Annotated in this window: 16 protein-coding genes; 8 read left to right on the top strand and 8 right to left on the bottom strand. The window is 61.7% G+C overall.

The genetic code is table 11. The features are described from left to right. Window positions 1-22 precede the first annotated feature (22 nt). Entirely contained in the window at window positions 23-1006 is a 984-nt protein-coding gene (locus NCS58_RS24735) for a glycosyltransferase family 2 protein (RefSeq protein WP_061119208.1), read from the bottom strand. A gap of 406 nt (window positions 1007-1412) precedes the next feature. On the opposite strand from NCS58_RS24735, the gene fae reads away from it, so the two are divergent. Together fae and katG are read left to right on the top strand one after the other, a co-directional pair. Beyond that, entirely contained in the window at window positions 1413-1946 is a 534-nt protein-coding gene (gene fae / locus NCS58_RS24730) for a formaldehyde-activating enzyme (RefSeq protein ID WP_061119270.1), read from the top strand. A gap of 494 nt (window positions 1947-2440) precedes the next feature. Next, window positions 2441-4708, top strand: a complete 2268-nt coding sequence (katG, locus tag NCS58_RS24725) for a catalase/peroxidase HPI (protein WP_061119207.1) — start codon at window positions 2441-2443, stop codon at window positions 4706-4708. 70 nt (window positions 4709-4778) lie between these two features. Here the strand turns inward: katG and NCS58_RS24720 are convergent, their stop codons facing one another. Next, a complete protein-coding gene (locus NCS58_RS24720) occupies window positions 4779-5534 on the bottom strand; it encodes a hypothetical protein (protein WP_061119206.1) in 756 nt (251 codons plus the stop codon). A 131-nt stretch (window positions 5535-5665) separates the two neighbouring features. On the opposite strand from NCS58_RS24720, the gene NCS58_RS24715 reads away from it, so the two are divergent. Continuing rightward, window positions 5666-6490 (top strand): oxaloacetate decarboxylase, encoded by an 825-nt coding sequence (locus NCS58_RS24715; protein ID WP_061119205.1) that lies wholly within the window; start codon window positions 5666-5668, stop codon window positions 6488-6490. Window positions 6491-6517: 27 nt separating this feature from the next. Then, complete coding sequence (locus NCS58_RS24710; protein WP_061119269.1) at window positions 6518-6916, top strand: RidA family protein; 399 nt, start codon at window positions 6518-6520, stop codon at window positions 6914-6916. A gap of 21 nt (window positions 6917-6937) precedes the next feature. On the opposite strand, the gene NCS58_RS24705 is transcribed toward NCS58_RS24710, so the two are convergent. The 4 genes from NCS58_RS24705 to NCS58_RS24690 form a co-directional block, all read right to left on the bottom strand. Next, complete coding sequence (locus tag NCS58_RS24705) at window positions 6938-7816, bottom strand: oxaloacetate decarboxylase (protein WP_061119204.1); 879 nt, start codon at window positions 7814-7816, stop codon at window positions 6938-6940. Window positions 7817-7836: 20 nt separating this feature from the next. Continuing rightward, entirely contained in the window at window positions 7837-9249 is a 1413-nt protein-coding gene (locus NCS58_RS24700; RefSeq protein WP_250477740.1) for an MFS transporter, read from the bottom strand. A gap of 76 nt (window positions 9250-9325) precedes the next feature. Beyond that, window positions 9326-10009: a GntR family transcriptional regulator gene (locus NCS58_RS24695; RefSeq protein ID WP_284502384.1), complete on the bottom strand. Its 684-nt coding sequence runs from the start codon at window positions 10007-10009 to the stop codon at window positions 9326-9328. A 147-nt stretch (window positions 10010-10156) separates the two neighbouring features. After that, window positions 10157-11035 carry an NAD(P)H-binding protein gene (locus NCS58_RS24690; RefSeq protein WP_061119201.1) on the bottom strand — a complete coding sequence of 293 codons (879 nt, stop codon included), beginning with the start codon at window positions 11033-11035 and terminating at the stop codon, window positions 10157-10159. A 209-nt stretch (window positions 11036-11244) separates the two neighbouring features. On the opposite strand from NCS58_RS24690, the gene NCS58_RS24685 reads away from it, so the two are divergent. Together NCS58_RS24685 and NCS58_RS24680 are read left to right on the top strand one after the other, a co-directional pair. Then, window positions 11245-11838: a TetR/AcrR family transcriptional regulator gene (locus NCS58_RS24685; protein WP_061119200.1), complete on the top strand. Its 594-nt coding sequence runs from the start codon at window positions 11245-11247 to the stop codon at window positions 11836-11838. A 298-nt stretch (window positions 11839-12136) separates the two neighbouring features. Next, entirely contained in the window at window positions 12137-12973 is an 837-nt protein-coding gene (locus tag NCS58_RS24680) for an alpha/beta fold hydrolase (RefSeq protein WP_061119199.1), read from the top strand. A gap of 60 nt (window positions 12974-13033) precedes the next feature. Here NCS58_RS24680 and NCS58_RS24675 read toward each other — a convergent pair whose 3' ends face one another. Further along, window positions 13034-13918: a hypothetical protein gene (locus NCS58_RS24675; protein ID WP_061119198.1), complete on the bottom strand. Its 885-nt coding sequence runs from the start codon at window positions 13916-13918 to the stop codon at window positions 13034-13036. 185 nt (window positions 13919-14103) lie between these two features. Between NCS58_RS24675 and NCS58_RS24670 the strand changes: the two genes are divergently transcribed. After that, window positions 14104-14421, top strand: coding sequence for an HNH endonuclease (locus tag NCS58_RS24670; RefSeq protein WP_061119197.1), 318 nt, complete (start codon window positions 14104-14106; stop codon window positions 14419-14421). Window positions 14422-14430: 9 nt separating this feature from the next. Here NCS58_RS24670 and NCS58_RS24665 read toward each other — a convergent pair whose 3' ends face one another. Next, on the bottom strand, window positions 14431-14709 hold the full coding sequence (locus NCS58_RS24665; RefSeq protein ID WP_061119196.1) for a hypothetical protein: 279 nt from the start codon (window positions 14707-14709) through the stop codon (window positions 14431-14433). A 411-nt stretch (window positions 14710-15120) separates the two neighbouring features. Here NCS58_RS24665 and NCS58_RS24660 point away from each other — a divergent pair, with 411 nt between their 5' ends. Further along, window positions 15121-16179, top strand: coding sequence for an NAD(P)-dependent alcohol dehydrogenase (locus tag NCS58_RS24660; protein ID WP_061119195.1), 1059 nt, complete (start codon window positions 15121-15123; stop codon window positions 16177-16179). Window positions 16180-16194: the final 15 nt, after the last annotated feature.

Here is a 16194-nt window from a genome sequence, read left to right as displayed (position 1 = left end):
GATAGGCCCGATGCTGTGCAGGTTACCTTCGCCCGAAACGACGGACGAAGCAGTAGAAAATCCACGGATGGATTTTCAGCATCGCCATTACGATAGAGAGCTTCGGCCTGTGATCCGAACACATGCCGAGCAGATGCGCGAGACGAAGCCTGTCTGAAACGCTGAAAAGAATCGGCTTTGCGAGTCGATAGGTCGGCGCCTTGATCGCCGCCTGAAACGCGATCGTCCGGTAAGCGTAGATATATTTCAGCCGAAAAAGCAGGCGCCGGTAATTGGGTATCGGCATCGACGCGGTGCTTCTTTCCACCCGGTCGATGATCGCAAAAAGATCCACGATCTTCGGATTGAAGCGGGTCGAAATTCCCGATTCGCGATACATGTACGCATATAACGTGTCGGGACACAGACGCACGACTCTGGACTTGCCGAGTGTCTGGACCGACACGCAGATATCTTCGTAGATCAGTCCGGTCGGATGTTCGACCGATAAGAAGATCGATCGGCGCACGAGCTTGTTGAAGCAATAAGCCTGTAAGGAAAGATCGAGAATCTTCTCGACCGCCTGTACGCCGGTGATGACGGCGTCGCCCGTTTCGACACGGTAATTGACTTTGCCATCCGGCGCGATGTTTTCGGCAGCGAAGACCACGACGTCTGCATGGTGCGTATCGGCTTCGTCGATCACCTTGCGAATCAGGTCGTGATGAACATGGTCATCGCTGTCCACGCACAGAACGTATTCGCCGCGCGCGGCCATCGCCGCGATCTTGCGGGTTTCGGCAAGCCCTTTGTTCTCGAGATTCTTGATGAGCTTCCACGGAATTCTGTTTTGCTTCTCCAGAATGCGGGAAGTCATTTCGCCGGATCTGTCAGGACTGCTGTCGTCGACGGCGATGATCTCGAAGTCGGTTGAAGTCTGTGCCAGGAGCGAGTCGAGGCACTCTTCGATGTACGGCTCAACCTTGTACACAGGCAGCAGGACACTGATCTTGGGCGGTGCTTGCATGTATGTGTAGCCCTCACTTCTGGAATTTTCAGGAGAACGACAAGTGCCAGAGGATTCTACGTGCTAAGTCGCATGCGGGCATCAGGTCATTGGCTATTGTTAGCACTGTCCGATGGATATTCAAGGGCATTCTATTGTCTGAATAGTCGTCGCCCTGCACACGATACTCTACTGGATTCTCCACAACGCCATTAATAACGGGCTACGAAAGCACGATTATTCATTAGCCATCGTGTCGCGCAGAGGCAATATCGCGGTAACGCTGCCTGTCACTGTGTCACGCGGGAAGAGCAGTCTGTCGCCGGGCGGGTCGCGGCGGCCGAATCGGCGGTGATGGCATCGTCCTTGCGTGTGCGTGTCCTTTCGGTTTATCGAACCATCGTTCAGCTTGCCAAGGAGAATGCACATGAGTCTCGATTTGACGTTTCGCGCAGGCGAAGCAACCGTGTTGGCCGCACCGGGACAGGCGACCGATGCGATGCCGGAGATCCTGATCGGCCGTGTCGACGGGCCTGTCGGCCACGCGTTCGCCAACATGATGGCGCAATCGAAAGGGCATACGGCCATGTTCGCGATCCGCGCGTGCAATCAGATGGTCCGCCCCGCAACGATGATCGTCCCCAAGGTTACGCTGAAGGACATGGCGAACATCGACCTCTTCGGCGGCGTGGTGCAGTCCGCCACCGCCGACGCCGTGGTCGATTGCCTGATCGAAGGCATCCTGCCGAAGGATCAGGCCAACGAACTGTGCATCATCAGCCTCGTGTGGATCGATCCGCGCTGCGCGACGGACGCGAACCTTGACAAGAAGGACATGTATCGCACGAACTACGAAGCGACGAAACTCGCCATTCAGCGTGCGATGAACAACGAGCCGAGCGTGGAGGAACTCATCGCGAATCGGCACAGCATCAGGCACGATATGGACGACTGGAGCTGAACGCTTGCTTCCCGATAGCGCACAGGGAAGCATCCAGAATGGTAAGGGGTACGACGGAAACCTCTGCGGAAGGCTTCACGTTTTGCCCGCTCTTCGTCATGATGAGCCGAGGAAGGCCCTCGCGCACGCCGCCTGCCAAGCTTTTACGACGCTGATAGACTGAACATCCGTGCGGAACTGCGTCTGGCTGCGCTTATCTCACGTGGAGGCATCGCGGGTTATCGTGCATTGCAGCATGCGACAGCACATCGAAAAATGCTCTCTGCCTATAGCCGTCACCTATCAGCGGCATTGCAAAAATCGCCTTCTATTGAACGTCGGTCTCACGTATTTTCTAATTTGAGGAAAGCTGTCGGACGATTCGCGCGTCGCCCGATGCACGCAGCGAAATCCCTTGTCGGATCGGGTCCGCGCAGCACGGGAAATACGAATCCGACGCCTTGTTGGTGAGTAGTAAAAGAACTAATGGGTACGTCCTCGCAAGGAGATAACGCATGTCGAACGAATCGAAGTGCCCGTTTACACATGCCGCCGGCACCGGTACGACCAACCGTGACTGGTGGCCGCGGCAACTACGGGTAGATCTGTTGAGTCAGCATTCCAGCAAGTCGAATCCGCTCGGCACGGACTTCGACTACGCCGAGGCTTTCAAAAGCCTCGATCTCGCCGCGGTCAAACAAGACCTCGCGGCGGTCATGACCGATTCGAAGGACTGGTGGCCTGCCGACTTCGGTCATTACGGCCCGCTTTTCATCCGCATGGCGTGGCACAGCGCCGGCACCTACCGCATCGGCGATGGTCGGGGAGGCGGCGGGCGCGGCCAGCAACGTTTCGCGCCGCTCAACAGCTGGCCCGACAACGTGAGCCTCGACAAGGCCCGCCGGCTGCTCTGGCCGGTCAAGCAGAAGTATGGCCAGAAGCTTTCCTGGGCCGATTTGATGATTCTGGCCGGCAACGTCGCGCTGGAAACGATGGGCTTCAAGACCTTCGGCTTCGCGGGCGGACGCGAGGATACATGGGAGCCCGATCAGGACGTCTACTGGGGTAATGAAAAGACCTGGCTCGGCGGCGATGTCCGCTACGGCAAGGGCGCGGCGGGCAACGACGAAGATCAGGGCGTGATCACCGCCGACGTCGAGAAGCATGGCGAAGAAGTCAGCCGCACCGAGGGCGGCCGCCATCTGGAGAATCCGCTCGGCGCGGTGCAGATGGGTCTCATCTATGTCAACCCGGAAGGCCCGGACGGCAACCCCGATCCACTCGCGGCGGCGCATGACATCCGCGAGACGTTCTCACGCATGGCGATGAACGACGAGGAAACCGTCGCGCTGATCGCGGGCGGGCACACCTTCGGCAAGACACATGGCGCGGGTCCGGCCGATAACGTCGGTCCCGAACCGGAATCCGCGGATCTGGAAAACATGGGCCTCGGCTGGAAGAGCAGCTACGGCTCGGGGAAGGGCGCGGATACGATCACGAGCGGCCTCGAAGTCACCTGGACCACGACCCCGACGAAGTGGGGCAGCGGCTTCTGGGAGAGCCTTTTCGGTCACGAATGGGAACTGACCAAGAGTCCGGCGGGCGCGAATCAGTGGGTCGCGAAGGATGCGGGCGAAACTGTCCCGCACGCCCACGATGCGTCGCAGAAGATCAAGCCGACCATGCTGACGACGGACCTGTCGCTACGGTTCGATCCGGAATACGCGAAGATTTCAAAGCGCTTCTGGGAGAATCCCGACCAGTTCGCCGACGCCTTCGCCCGCGCGTGGTTCAAGCTGACGCACCGCGACATGGGTCCGAAAGCGCGCTATCTGGGGCCGGAAGTGCCGCAGGAAGAACTGCTGTGGCAGGACCCGATCCCGGAAGTCGATCATCCGCTCGTCGAGGAACAGGATGTCGCGGCGCTGAAGCAGAAAGTGCTGGCGTCGGGGCTGTCGATTTCCGAGCTGGTTTCGGTGGCCTGGGCATCGGCATCGACGTTCCGCGGCTCGGACAAGCGCGGCGGCGCGAACGGCGCGCGCATTCGCCTCGCGCCGCAAAAAGACTGGGAAGCGAACGACCCCGAGCAACTCGGCAAGGTGCTCTCGACGCTCGAGGGCATCCAGAAAGAGTTCAACGGCGCGCAATCCGGCGGCAAGAAGATTTCGATAGCCGACCTGATCGTGCTTGCGGGCGGCGCGGCGATCGAAAAGGCGGCGGAGAAAGCCGGCCAGAAGGTCACGGTGCCGTTCACGCCGGGCCGCATGGACGCGACGCAGGACAAGACGGACGTGCTTTCGGTTTCGGCGCTCGAACCGGTCGCCGATGGCTTTCGCAACTACGTCAAGGGCAACGTGCGCGTGCCCGTCGAGTCGCTGCTGATCGACAAGGCGCAATTGCTGACGCTGACCGCTCCGGAGATGACGGCGCTCGTCGGCGGCCTGCGCGCGCTGAACGTGTCGTACGGAAAGAGCGCGCAAGGCATCCTTACCGACAAGCCCGAAACGCTCACCAACGACTTCTTCGTCAATCTGCTCGACATGGACACGGAATGGCAACCGCTGTCGTCGCGCCGCGACGTGTTCGAAGGGCGCGATCGCAAGACGGGTGAGCGGAAGTGGACCGGCAGCCGCGTCGATCTGATCTTCGGTTCGCATTCGGTGTTGCGTGCGCTCGCCGAAGTCTATGCGAGCAGCGACGCGCAGGAGAAGTTCGTCAATGACTTCGTCGCGGCCTGGACGAAGGTGATGAATCTCGATCGCTTCGATCTGAAGAAGAAGTAAGCGGCAGCGCCATTTAGAGTCGCAAGACGCGGCGGTCCTTCGGGACCGCCGTTTTTCTTTGCCGGCTGTCTCAATGCGCCACGCGCGCGGGCCGTTGCCTGAACAGAAGGCCGCACACGATGATGAACATCACGAGCGCGATCGACGCGCCATAGCGGCTCATCGCCAGTCCGCCGTTCGCGATCGGCTTGTCGAGAAAATCGCCGACCACGGCGCCGAGCGGCCGCGTCAGAATGAAGGCGCTCCAGAACAACACGGTGCGCGACATCTGTGTGAAGAAATACAGGAGCACGATCAGCAGCAACAGGCCACCGAAGATCATCGCGGCGCCGGTGTAGCCGAAGCCCGCGCTGTCGGCGGTCCAGTCGCCGAGTGCGGTGCCGAGTGTCTGCGAGAACATGATCGTCACCCAGTAGAACGCTTCGGCTTTCGGCGATGCGATGGTCGAGACCGAGACCGAGCCCATCGTGCGATGCCACACCGCGAGCGATGCAAGCAGCAGCGCGAGCAGGATCGCGCTGCCGCCCGCATAGCCGAGGCCGAGCGAGCGGTCGGCGAAGTCGGCGAGCGTGGTGCCGACCGTCGTCGTCGCGATGATCGTGATCCAGTAGAGCGCTGGCTGAAACCGGTCCGCCTTGATCTGCGCGATCACCGCGATGCCGAAAACGGCCGCGAAGATGAACGTGCTCATCAGATAGCCGAGATTCATGGACATCGAGAGCGCGTCGCCGCCCGTTTCGCCGAGCGTCGTCGCCGCGATTTTGATGGCCCAGAACGCCAGGGTCAGCTCCGGAACCTTGGCGAGCGCATGCTTCGTGTGTTCCATGTCGTGTCTTACGGAAAGGGAAGGCTCAAGCGTAGTGGGTGCTTGCTTAAGAGAGACTTAGTGATCAGCGCGGTTTCGCGCGAAGGCGTATCGTTTTTCGTTCTGACTCGATTTCCCAAAGGAGACCCGCCATGCCCCGCACCGTCGCCGCAAAACGCGCCGCCTTTCGCGCGCTGCACGAATCTGGTTGCTTCATGCTGCCGAATCCCTGGGACGTCGGTTCCGCGCGCTATCTCGAAACGCTCGGCTTCAAGGCGCTCGCGACGACGAGTTCGGGCTTCGCATGGTCGAAGGGCCACGCGGACAATCACGTGACGCGCGACGCGGTGCTCGCGCATTTGCGCGAGATCGTCGACGCGACCGATCTCCCGGTGAACGCGGATTTCGAAAGCGGCTTCGGCGCGACGCCGGATGACGTCGCGCAGAGCGTGAAGCTCGCGGTGGCGACGGGTGTCGCGGGCTTGTCGATCGAGGATTCGACGAGCGATGCATCGGCGCCCCTGTTTCCGGTCGATGTCGCCGTGGCGCGCATGAAAGCGGCGCGGCGTGCCATCGACGAAACCGGCGGCGACACCTTGCTCGTCGGCCGCGCGGAGAATTTTTTCGCAGGCAAGCCCGATATCGACGACGCGATCGCGCGTCTCAAAGCGTACGCCGATGCCGGCGCGGACTGCCTCTATGCGCCCGGCATCAAGACGCGCGAGCACATCGAGGCCGTGGTGAAGGCCGCGGGATCGAAGCCGGTGAATCTGCTGATCGGCGGCGTGTCGGAATTCACCTTGAGCGATGTCGCGGCGCTCGGCGTGCGGCGCGTGAGCGTCGGCGGAGGGCTCGCGCGCGCTGCGTGGGGCGGGTTCATGCGCGCGGCGCAAGGGCTCGCCGATGGCCGGTTCGACGGCTTCAGGGACGCGGCGGCGGGCAATGACCTGAACGAAATTTTCGTGGGGCGCGCGTAGTGCCTCACCGTAAAGGAGACGATGACAATGGCTCGCGAAATCATCCGCGTCGAACCGCTTTCGACCTGGCTCGAACGATTCAAGGCGCCGACGTCCGCCGTCACGCGCCACGGCGATACGGTCTATGTGTCGGGCTTTCCGCCGTTCGATCCGCTGACCGGCGAGGTCGTTGCGAATGCAACTATCGAACGTCAGACCGAACTGGTGTTGCAGCAGTTGAAGTTGTGCGTCGAAACCGCGGGTTCGTCGCTCGATCAGGTATTGAAGTGCAATGTCTACTGCACGTCGGTTCAAGCGTTTCCCATCGTCAACGCGGTCTACGGGGGCTTCTTCGGGGCGAACCCGCCGGCACGCATCTTTGTCAACGTGCCGGCGTGGCCGGGAGGATTCGACATCGAAATCGACTGCGTGGCGGCGGTCGCCTGACGGTCGATACCGTCGATTCCCTCAGTCCGCGTGCGCCCGATCGAACGCCCACACTTCAGGAAAGCCCATCAGCTCGCACATTTCGGAGAAGGGATACATCGTGCCGAGAGCGCCTTGCGTGCCTTTGCGCGCGAGGATTTCGCCGTAAACATCCTTCAGCGCCTTCGCGACGGCCAGAAACCCGGACGCCGGATAAATCGCGAGCGAAAAGCCCAGCTTCTGCAATTCCTCGGGCGCGAGTTGGGGTGTGCGTCCGCCTTCGACGACATTCACGAGCAAGGGCATGTCGAACGCGCGCCCGATCTTCTCCAGCTCTTCCACCGTCTCCGGCGATTCGATGAACAACACATCCGCGCCCGCCTTCGCATACGCCTCGCCGCGACGCAGTGCTTCATCGAGTCCGAGCGACGTGCGCGCGTCGGTTCGCGCGACGATCTGAAAGTTGCTGTCGGTGCGACTTTCCACCGCGACCTCGATCTTGCGGACCATGTCTTGCATCGCAATGACGCGCCGTCCCGGCGTATGCCCGCACTTCTTCGGGAATTCCTGATCTTCGAGTTGAATGCCCGCCGCGCCCGCATGCTCGTAACCGCGCACCGTGTGCGCGACATTGAGCAGGCCGCCATAACCCGTGTCGCCGTCGCAGATCATCGGCGTGTTCGTGCCGCCGCAAAAAGCCGCGACGCGATCGACCATGTCGGTATAGGTCGCGAGCCCCGCGTCGGGCAGGCCGAGGTAGGACGCAACCGTGCCGAACCCCGTCATATAGAGGCAATCGAAGCCCATCGAATCGGCCATCTTTGCGGAGATCATGTCGAAGATGCCCGGCGCGGTGACGATGTCCTTGCGCGCGAAACGCGCTTTCAATGCCTGACGCTTGTTTTCATGCGTAACGCTCATCACGGTTTCCTCAGAAAGTTTCAACGATGCGATTCTTGCGAAAGCGCCGACGCGGCGAGCGTGCCATCGGCATCGGGCGCAGGCGCGATGTCTTCCAGCGAGCGGCGATTCGTCTCGATGCCGAACACCGCGAGCACGACGGCCATCACGACGAGCGCGCCGATGATCATCGACAGCACGTCCTTCACGCCGCCCGCCGCGTACATGACGAGGACGAGCTGCGGCGCAAGGATGCCCGTGACGCGCCCCGCGCAGCCCGCTATGCCGTTCGCGCGCATGCGGTTCTCGGTCGCGAAGAGTTCGGGGATGTACGTCGCGATGCCGAGCGCGACCATCAGATACGTGAGCGTGAAGAGCAGGAAGCCGAGCAAGGTGGCCATCGCGACGCCGGTGGAATGCCCGTAAAGCCAGCCGATCACCGCCGCGAGCGCCGCGACCGCGATCAGGCCGTTCTTGCGCCCGACCCGGTCGGCGATCAGCACGCCGACGAGCGCGCCCGCCGGACCGCCGAGCGACATGAGCGTCGAATAGCCGAGCGACGACGCCATGCCGATGCCCTGCTTCATCAGAAAGGTCGGCACCCAGACGATGAAGCCGTAGATCACCATGTTGACCGCGATCTGCACGACGATCGACACGAACATGCGGCGAATCTGCGAAGGCGAGAAAAGCTCGATCAACGTGGTTTTTTTCGTCACGGTGCGCGGCGCATCGTCGATCGGCGGCAGCGGCGCGTGGCGCGAAGACTCTTCTTCGGCGGCGCGCAGGATTGCTTCCGCTTCGTCGTAGCGGCCTTTCGATTCGAGCCAGCGCGGCGATTCGGGCATCTTCTTGCGAATGACCCACACGATCATCGCGCCGATGCCGACGATCGCGAACATCGCGCGCCAGCCGATCGTCGGAATGATCAGGTAGCCGAGAAACGTCGAGAAAAAGAGCGCCGAGTTCGTGATGAGCGACAGATACGCCGACCACTTGCCGCGCACGGCGGGCGGCATGAATTCGCCGACCGATCCATAACCGACGACGATTTCCGCGCCCAGTCCGAGCCCCATGAAGAAGCGGCACACGATGAGCCACGTCATGTTCGGTGCGAACGCGCCGGCGATCGACGCGAGTCCGAACACCGCGAGATTGAACTGATACGTGAACTTGCGGCCTTTGGCGTCGCCGAGCACACCCGCCGCGAACGCGCCGATCAGCATGCCGACGAACGTCGACGAGAGGAACGCGGCGTTGAGCTGCATCGTCGACCAGCCGGTCTTGGCCAATGCACCGAGCACGCCGCCCGCGAGATAGATGTCGAACGAATCGAGGAACATGCCCGCGCCGATGAGCCAAAGCACGCGCTTGTGAAACCCGGAGATCGGTAATCGGTCCAGACGCGGGCCGGCGCTTACGGTGCTTATGATCGTGCCATCGGTGCTCAGCATGTCGTGTCTCCTGTGTCGCTCGCGCGACTATTCAACGACTGTTTGTAATGCTGTTGCGACCCGAACCGCTTCGGGCTCAGGACGCTGGATGTTCCCGGCCGTGGCGGTCGAGCACCGCCTTTTCGGCGGCGAGAATATGGCAGCGCGTGATGGCTTCCGCCCACGCGGCGTTGCGCTGTTCCAGCGCGTGAACGATTTCGACATGCTGGCGCGCACTGCGCTCGCGGTCCGCGTCGTTATAGGTGTCGAAGGTCCATTTGATGAGCGGCGTTTCCTTCATCGACCTGAGCGAGCGATCGAGGCGCGCGTTGTTCGCGGCGGCCGTGATGATCGCGTGAAACTCGCCGTTCGCGGCGAACCACGCTTCGCAGGATTCGGATGTCGTCGGACGTTGCGTGATGTCGAGCATCGCATCGGCGAGCGCTTTCAGGCGCGCGATGTCGGCGGCGCCGATTGCAAGCGCCGCGCGCCCGGCGAGATACGGCTCGATCAGAAGCCGCGCCTCGAAGATTTCGCGCGCGTCCTGCAAGGTCCACGCTTTCACGCGCACGCCGTAGTTCGCGCGTGTTTCGACCCAGCCTTCCGCATCGAGCCGGCGCAACGCTTCGCGAACGGGGGTGCGGCTCACGCCGAGACTTTTTGCGAGCTGCTCCTCGCGCAGATATTGGCCCGCGCTGTACTGGCCGCCCGCGAGCGCCTCTTTGATGGCGACGTAGACGTCGTCCGCCGAACGCGCCGGTTCGGGCAGAGTTGTATGCAAAACAACTTCGGTCGGCGTCACTTCGGGCTCGTTTCAGGCAATCGACGAGACGATTGTATGCAATGTCGCCACGATGAAACTTGGGGATTTCCCGCAGTGCCTGCTTACTTCATCGCTGACCGGATCGCGACGCCGAACCCGAATCGTTCACCCGAAGACGGCCCGATTCGCCTCCACGAACGCTTCGACGGTCTGCGGAGCCGTCCCCGTCACGCGCTCGATGATGCCGTCCGTGCCCTCGAAGACGCCGTTCTGATAGTCGATCGCTACTTCGACGAAGTGCTGAATCGTGAAATCCGGAAGATCGTAGTGGCTCAGATGCTCCCGGTAACCGTCGAGCGTCGCCGGCCGGTACACGATTTTCCTGCCCAGCACGCCGCTCATCACGCCGGCAATTTCCGCTTGATTCATTTGCGTCGGCCCGCACAGCTCGTATGTCTTGCCGACGTGATCATCCGGACTTGCAAGCACAGCGGCGATGAAACGCGCCTGGTCCGCCGCCGCGATAGGCGCATGCCGGCCATCGCCGAACGGCAATGCAATCTCGCTGTTTCGAACGATCGTGTCTCGCACCCACGGAAAGACGAGCCATTCAGAGAAGAAGGTCGGCCTGATGTGCACGGTCGGCACGCCTGCCCAGTCGAGAACGCGCTCCGCAATCCAGTGATCCCGGGCCGCGTGGCTTTTCGCGTTCTCACGAGCCGAGATTTGCGACATGTTCACGACCGCATGCAGCCCCGCACGGCGCGCCGCATCCGCGAAATAGGCGGTGGCCTGGATGAAGCCCGGACGAACGGGATAACAGAGATACGCCGCGTCCATTCCGTCGGTTGCGCGAATGGCGTCATCGTGCGAGAGGAGATCGCCGGTCATGATCTCAGCGCCAGCGTTCCGGAGCGCGTCGCTGCGCTCGTCCTCCTTGCGAACGAGCGCGCGCACGGCGTGACCGCTCTCGAGAAGGTTTCGCACCGTGTGAACACCTGTCTTGCCGGCAGCCGCCGTGACCAGAATCCTGCGTGCTTTCATGATGAATCTCCATTGACTAGAGTGCATATGCACTATTTCGGGCGAATGCGTGTCGACGCTTCCTGTCGATATTGCATTGATCTGGATGTTAGTCATAATCCAGAAGTCCCGCAATTCTTCGCGGCTCAACTCTGAATTGCCAGGCCCGCATCAATGGAAAACGGATCGCGGGATTACACTTGCCCGCCAGAGCAGTGTGGAGATGTTGAATGGGCCATTCCCAGGCACAAAAGATTGCGACACGTCAACGCATCGTTGAGGTGGCGGCGAAACGGTTGCGTGAGCGCGGCATCGATGGCGTGAGCATTGCCGATCTCATGAAGGAGGCCGGGCTCACCGTAGGCGGCTTCTACAAGCACTTTGCGTCTCGCGACGAACTCGTGCGGGAAGCGTTCGAATGTGCGCTGCGAGACATCGAGTCGTGGGAAGCATCGATTCCGACCGAGCCGCAACGAGCGATGCGTTCGTATCTATCCGCGGCGCACAGGGATAACATTTTTCGCGCCTGTCCTGTCTCCGCGCTCGTCAATGACATGAGCCGCTGCGAGGGCGCGACTCGGGAGGTGTATTCCCGCCGCGTCGAGAAAATCGTGGGGCTGATCGCTCAGGCATCGCCTGCGTTGCTCAACGCCACGAAGCGCGCGCAAGCGCTTCACATTCTGAGCGCCTGCGTGGGCGCGGTGACGTTGTCGCGGGCCGTTTCGGACCCTGATCTGTCCGCCCAGATCCTGGATGGCGCGCTGAACGGCGTGCTCGCGATGCTGTCCCACCAACGCGACGCTGACGAAGAAAGCGCGGCGTGAGCGTGCGCGCGTCGTCGGCATTGTTCACCGTTTTGGTGCCGGGCGTCGGAACTGTTACTGGTCCCGGCTTTTGCAACCCCACTTGATGGGGGGCAATCATCCAGCGGACGCGGTATCCGTGTAAGGTTCTACTCGGACGACGATTCGGGCTCGATAGCCCGCACGCGATCCGGTGAAGTTCGATCGATCGAACGTCGTCTGTCTTCGCTTGTCTTGCCGCAAGAACATCGAAGCCGGCGCTGAGTTTCAAACCTCGGCCCGGCGTCCTGCAAACCTTTTTTCACGAGTGAGGATTACCATGCCGTTCGTCACGACCAAAGATAACGTCGAAATTTTCTATAAGGACTGGGGGCCGAAGGACGCGCAACCGATCGTCTTTCATCATGGCTGGCCGCTTTCCTCGGACGACTGGGACGCGCAGATGCTGTTCTTCGTGCAGCGGGGATATCGTGTGGTCGCGCACGACCGGCGTGGGCACGGCCGCTCGTCGCAGGTCTCGGACGGTCACGATATGGACCATTACGCCGCCGACGCATTCGCGGTCGTCGAAGCGCTGGACCTGAAAAATGCCGTTCACATCGGACACTCGACAGGCGGCGGCGAAGTCGCCCGTTATGTCGCGAAGCACGGCGAACCGTCAGGACGTGTCGCGAAGGCGGTACTCGTCAGCGCGGTGCCTCCGCTGATGCTGAAAACCGAAGCAAATCCGGAAGGCCTGCCTGTCGAGGTTTTCGACGGCTTTCGCAAGGCACTGGCCGACAACCGCGCCCAGTTCTTCGTCGATGTTCCGGCGGGACCCTTCTACGGATTCAACCGCTCGGGCGCGACCGTCCAACAGGGCGTTGTCCAGAACTGGTGGCGTCAGGGCATGATGGGTAGCGCGAAGGCGCACTACGACGGCATCAAGGCGTTCTCGGAGACGGACCAGACTGAAGACCTGAAGTCGATTTCCGTGCCGACGCTCGTCCTGCATGGTGAGGACGACCAGATCGTGCCCATCGCCGACGCTGCGCTGAAGTCCATCAAGTTGCTGAAGAACGGCACCCTGAAAACGTATCCTGGCTTCTCGCACGGCATGCTCACGGTCAACGCGGACGTCCTCAACGCCGACCTGCTCGCATTCGTGCAGGGCTGATAGGAGAAACGGGCGGCGAGCCGGTATCGATACCGGCTCGCATCTCAGCGCACGCCGCCCTCATATGCGATGCGCAAAGCGTGCGGCGAGCGCGGCCCTGAAACAGGCGGCGATTTTGGCGAAGCCCGCGCCGGTGGGATGCAGTTCGTTGGCCCAGTCATCGGGCGCAAGCGTGCCTTGCGTCTCGACCAGCACCAGATTGTGCGCGGGATCGCTGGCGAGCCGCAGCAGCATCGCGCGGAACTGGACGAGGATCGTCCGCACGATCAGCGTGCCGGGCGCGAGGTCCCGCCAGCCCCGATCGACGAGCGAAGGACGAAGCCACGGTCCGGCGAGATGGCAGGCCGATGTGCCGCTGGGAATCGCAAAGTCGTAAGCGTGCACGAAGATGGGTGCGTGAGGCGCGAACTGGTCGCGGATGCGGATCAGATCCAGATAGGCGCTCTCGACCACGCCGAAGATATTCGCGAGCCGCCGGATATCGATGCCCTGCGCAGGATCGTTGGCGACCGCGTCTGCATCGTGGAGCCAGAAGCGGAACTGGTCGCCGACCACATCGTTGCCGCCGCCGGAAAAAAGCAGTGCGTCGATGGGTCCGTTGGCCGGGTCCTTCAACTGATCGATGAGGCGGTTGCGCTTGTTCACGCCGAGGAGCGTCGTGGTCGCGTCGCTATAGTGCGCGAGCTTGAGGATCAGCGGAACGGGCTTGCCCGTGTTCTCGAGCGCCTGCAATACATCCGTGGGATGAAGTGGGTCCGGCAGCGGATAGTCGAACCACGAATCGCCCTCGCCGATCAGGACGAGCGGCGCAGGCGCGCCGGTCTGACGCGCCTGCTGCACTTTCGCTTGCCGCACTTCGTGCTGATGCGTCCTGACGCGCGCATTCAGCTCCCGCTGAATCTGTTCCTGCCAGCTCTCGTAGAGGTTACTCGCCGGACCTGTCATGGTGTATCTCCGTTGCAGTTGCAGGGAGTGCGCCGATGCGCGCGTTCACGCAGCCATTGTATCGGCGCACGACTCACCGCATGAGGATGTCGAATCGAGAAGCTAAGGAATGTTGATCAGATGAATCGTCCGATGCGGCGCGGAAAGACGAGGCGTAAACTCGACGAGAACAAACGAGGAACGCAATGGCGAAGCGCACACCGGAGCCGTGGTATCACCCGCCGCAGGAGGAAATCTGCGCGCTGTGCGGGCGCGCGGTGCCGCCATCGGAGCGCGATTTGCATCATCTCGTGCCGAAATCGCACGGTGGCAGGCAGACGGCCGTGCTGCATCGCATCTGTCATCGGCAATTGCATGCGCTCTTCACCGAAAAGGAGCTGGCGCAGCGCTATTCGACCGTCGATGCACTGCTCGCGCACGAAGGCGTGCATAGCTTCGTCGAATGGGTGAAGACCAAGCCGGACGCCTTCTATCAGCGCACGCGGCGCGCGCGTGCACGCTGAGCGCGCACGTCACTGCGCGCATGAAGTTTCGCTCCGGTACGCCGTCATGCCGAAGCGCTGAAGGATGAAGTTCTCGACGACGAGACGAATATCCGCTTCGCGCGGCCGCGTGCCCCAGCGGCTGTTTCCCGCCACCGACGCCACCGTGAACCATGATTGCGGCGGAAACAATTCGACGCGAAGCATGCCGCGTTCGAAGATCCTGAGGCGCCCCGTGTCGATATGAAACTCGGCGCTGACCGCGCCGCCCGGCATGCCGATGCTTGCCGTAATTGCCTTCGCCTTCATGGTCTCGCTCTCTCAAAGTTCCGGCGCCGTGCGATGAGGATGGCCGTGTCCTCGCGCACGATCACTTTAGGACGCTCGTCTGCTCTCGACCATCCCCATTAGCAGGGAGTCGAAAGAAGGGCGTTCGATTGTCAAATTCTCCGGCGACGCAATTGCACAGTTCTTTCGAAAGGCATAATCGAGCCGCCATTTCGGCAGAGAAGTTTTTATAGGCATACAGTATTGAGGTTGCGTAGCGCCGCCGAAATATCGGCGCAATCGGCAAGTCACTCGCAACGCGTGCGGTGCATGACGGCGACAGTTCGCTGCCGCACAAACCCGTTCACCTGACACGTCTCATCGGCCGGCCTTTTCATTGCGTCGGGGCCGGCTCGTCCACGAAAGATTCAAATCAAGGAAGGAAGCACAATCATGCTGAAAGCGTATTCCTATGCAGCCGCCGCAGCCGACAAGCCGCTCGGCCCGCTCGAAATTCAGCGCCGCGATGTCGGCCCGAACGATGTGCGCATCGACATTCTCTTTTGCGGCGTGTGTCACTCCGATCTGCACATGGCGCGGAACGAATGGGGCGGCTCGAACTTTCCGGTCGTGCCGGGGCATGAAATCGTCGGGCGCGTGGCGGAAGTCGGCTCGGACGTGTCGAAGTTCAAGGTCGGCGACCTCGCGGGCGTCGGCTGCATGGTCGATTCATGCCGCACGTGCGCGTCCTGCAAGGAAGGACTGGAGCAGTTCTGCGAAGGCCCGGAAAGCTTCACGCAAACCTATAACTCGCCGGACAGAAAGTCCGGCGGCTTCACGGCGGGCGGCTATTCGACGAGCATCGTCGTCGACGAGGCGTTCACGCTGAGCATCCCCGGGAACCTCGAACTGGCGGCGGTCGCGCCGTTGCTGTGCGCGGGCATCACGACCTATTCCCCGCTGCGCCACTGGAACGTGCAGAAGGGGCACAAGGTCGGCATCGTGGGTCTCGGCGGTCTCGGTCACATGGGCGTGAAGATCGCCGCCGCAATGGGCGCGCATGTCGTGCTCTTCACGACTTCGCCGGGCAAGATCGAGGACGCGAAGCGTCTGGGCGCGCATGAAGTCGTGATTTCGAAAGACCCGGCCCAGATGGCGGCGCACGCGAACAGCTTCGACTTCATTCTGAACACGGTGGCCGCGTCGCACGATCTCGATCCGTTCATGGCACTGCTCAAGCGGGATGCCACCATGACGCTCGTCGGCGCGCCGGAGCATCCGCACCCGTCGCCTTCGGTGATGAACATGATCTTCAAGCGCCGCTCGCTCGCCGGATCGCTCATCGGCGGTATTGCGGAGACGCAGGAGATGCTCGATTTCTGCGCGGAGCACGGCATCACCTCCGACATCGAGATGATTCGCATGGACGAAATCAACAAGGCTTATGAGCGCATGTTGAAGAGCGATGTGAAGTATCGCTTCGTCATCGATATGGCGACGATGGAGAAGTAAGCCTGTTTCGTTCTC

It is taken from the genome of Caballeronia sp. INML3B, assembly GCF_023631305.1.
Lineage (GTDB): Bacteria > Pseudomonadota > Gammaproteobacteria > Burkholderiales > Burkholderiaceae > Caballeronia > Caballeronia turbans.
The sequence above is the reverse complement of the archived record's forward strand: the minus strand, read 5'-3'. Positions and strand labels throughout refer to the sequence as shown.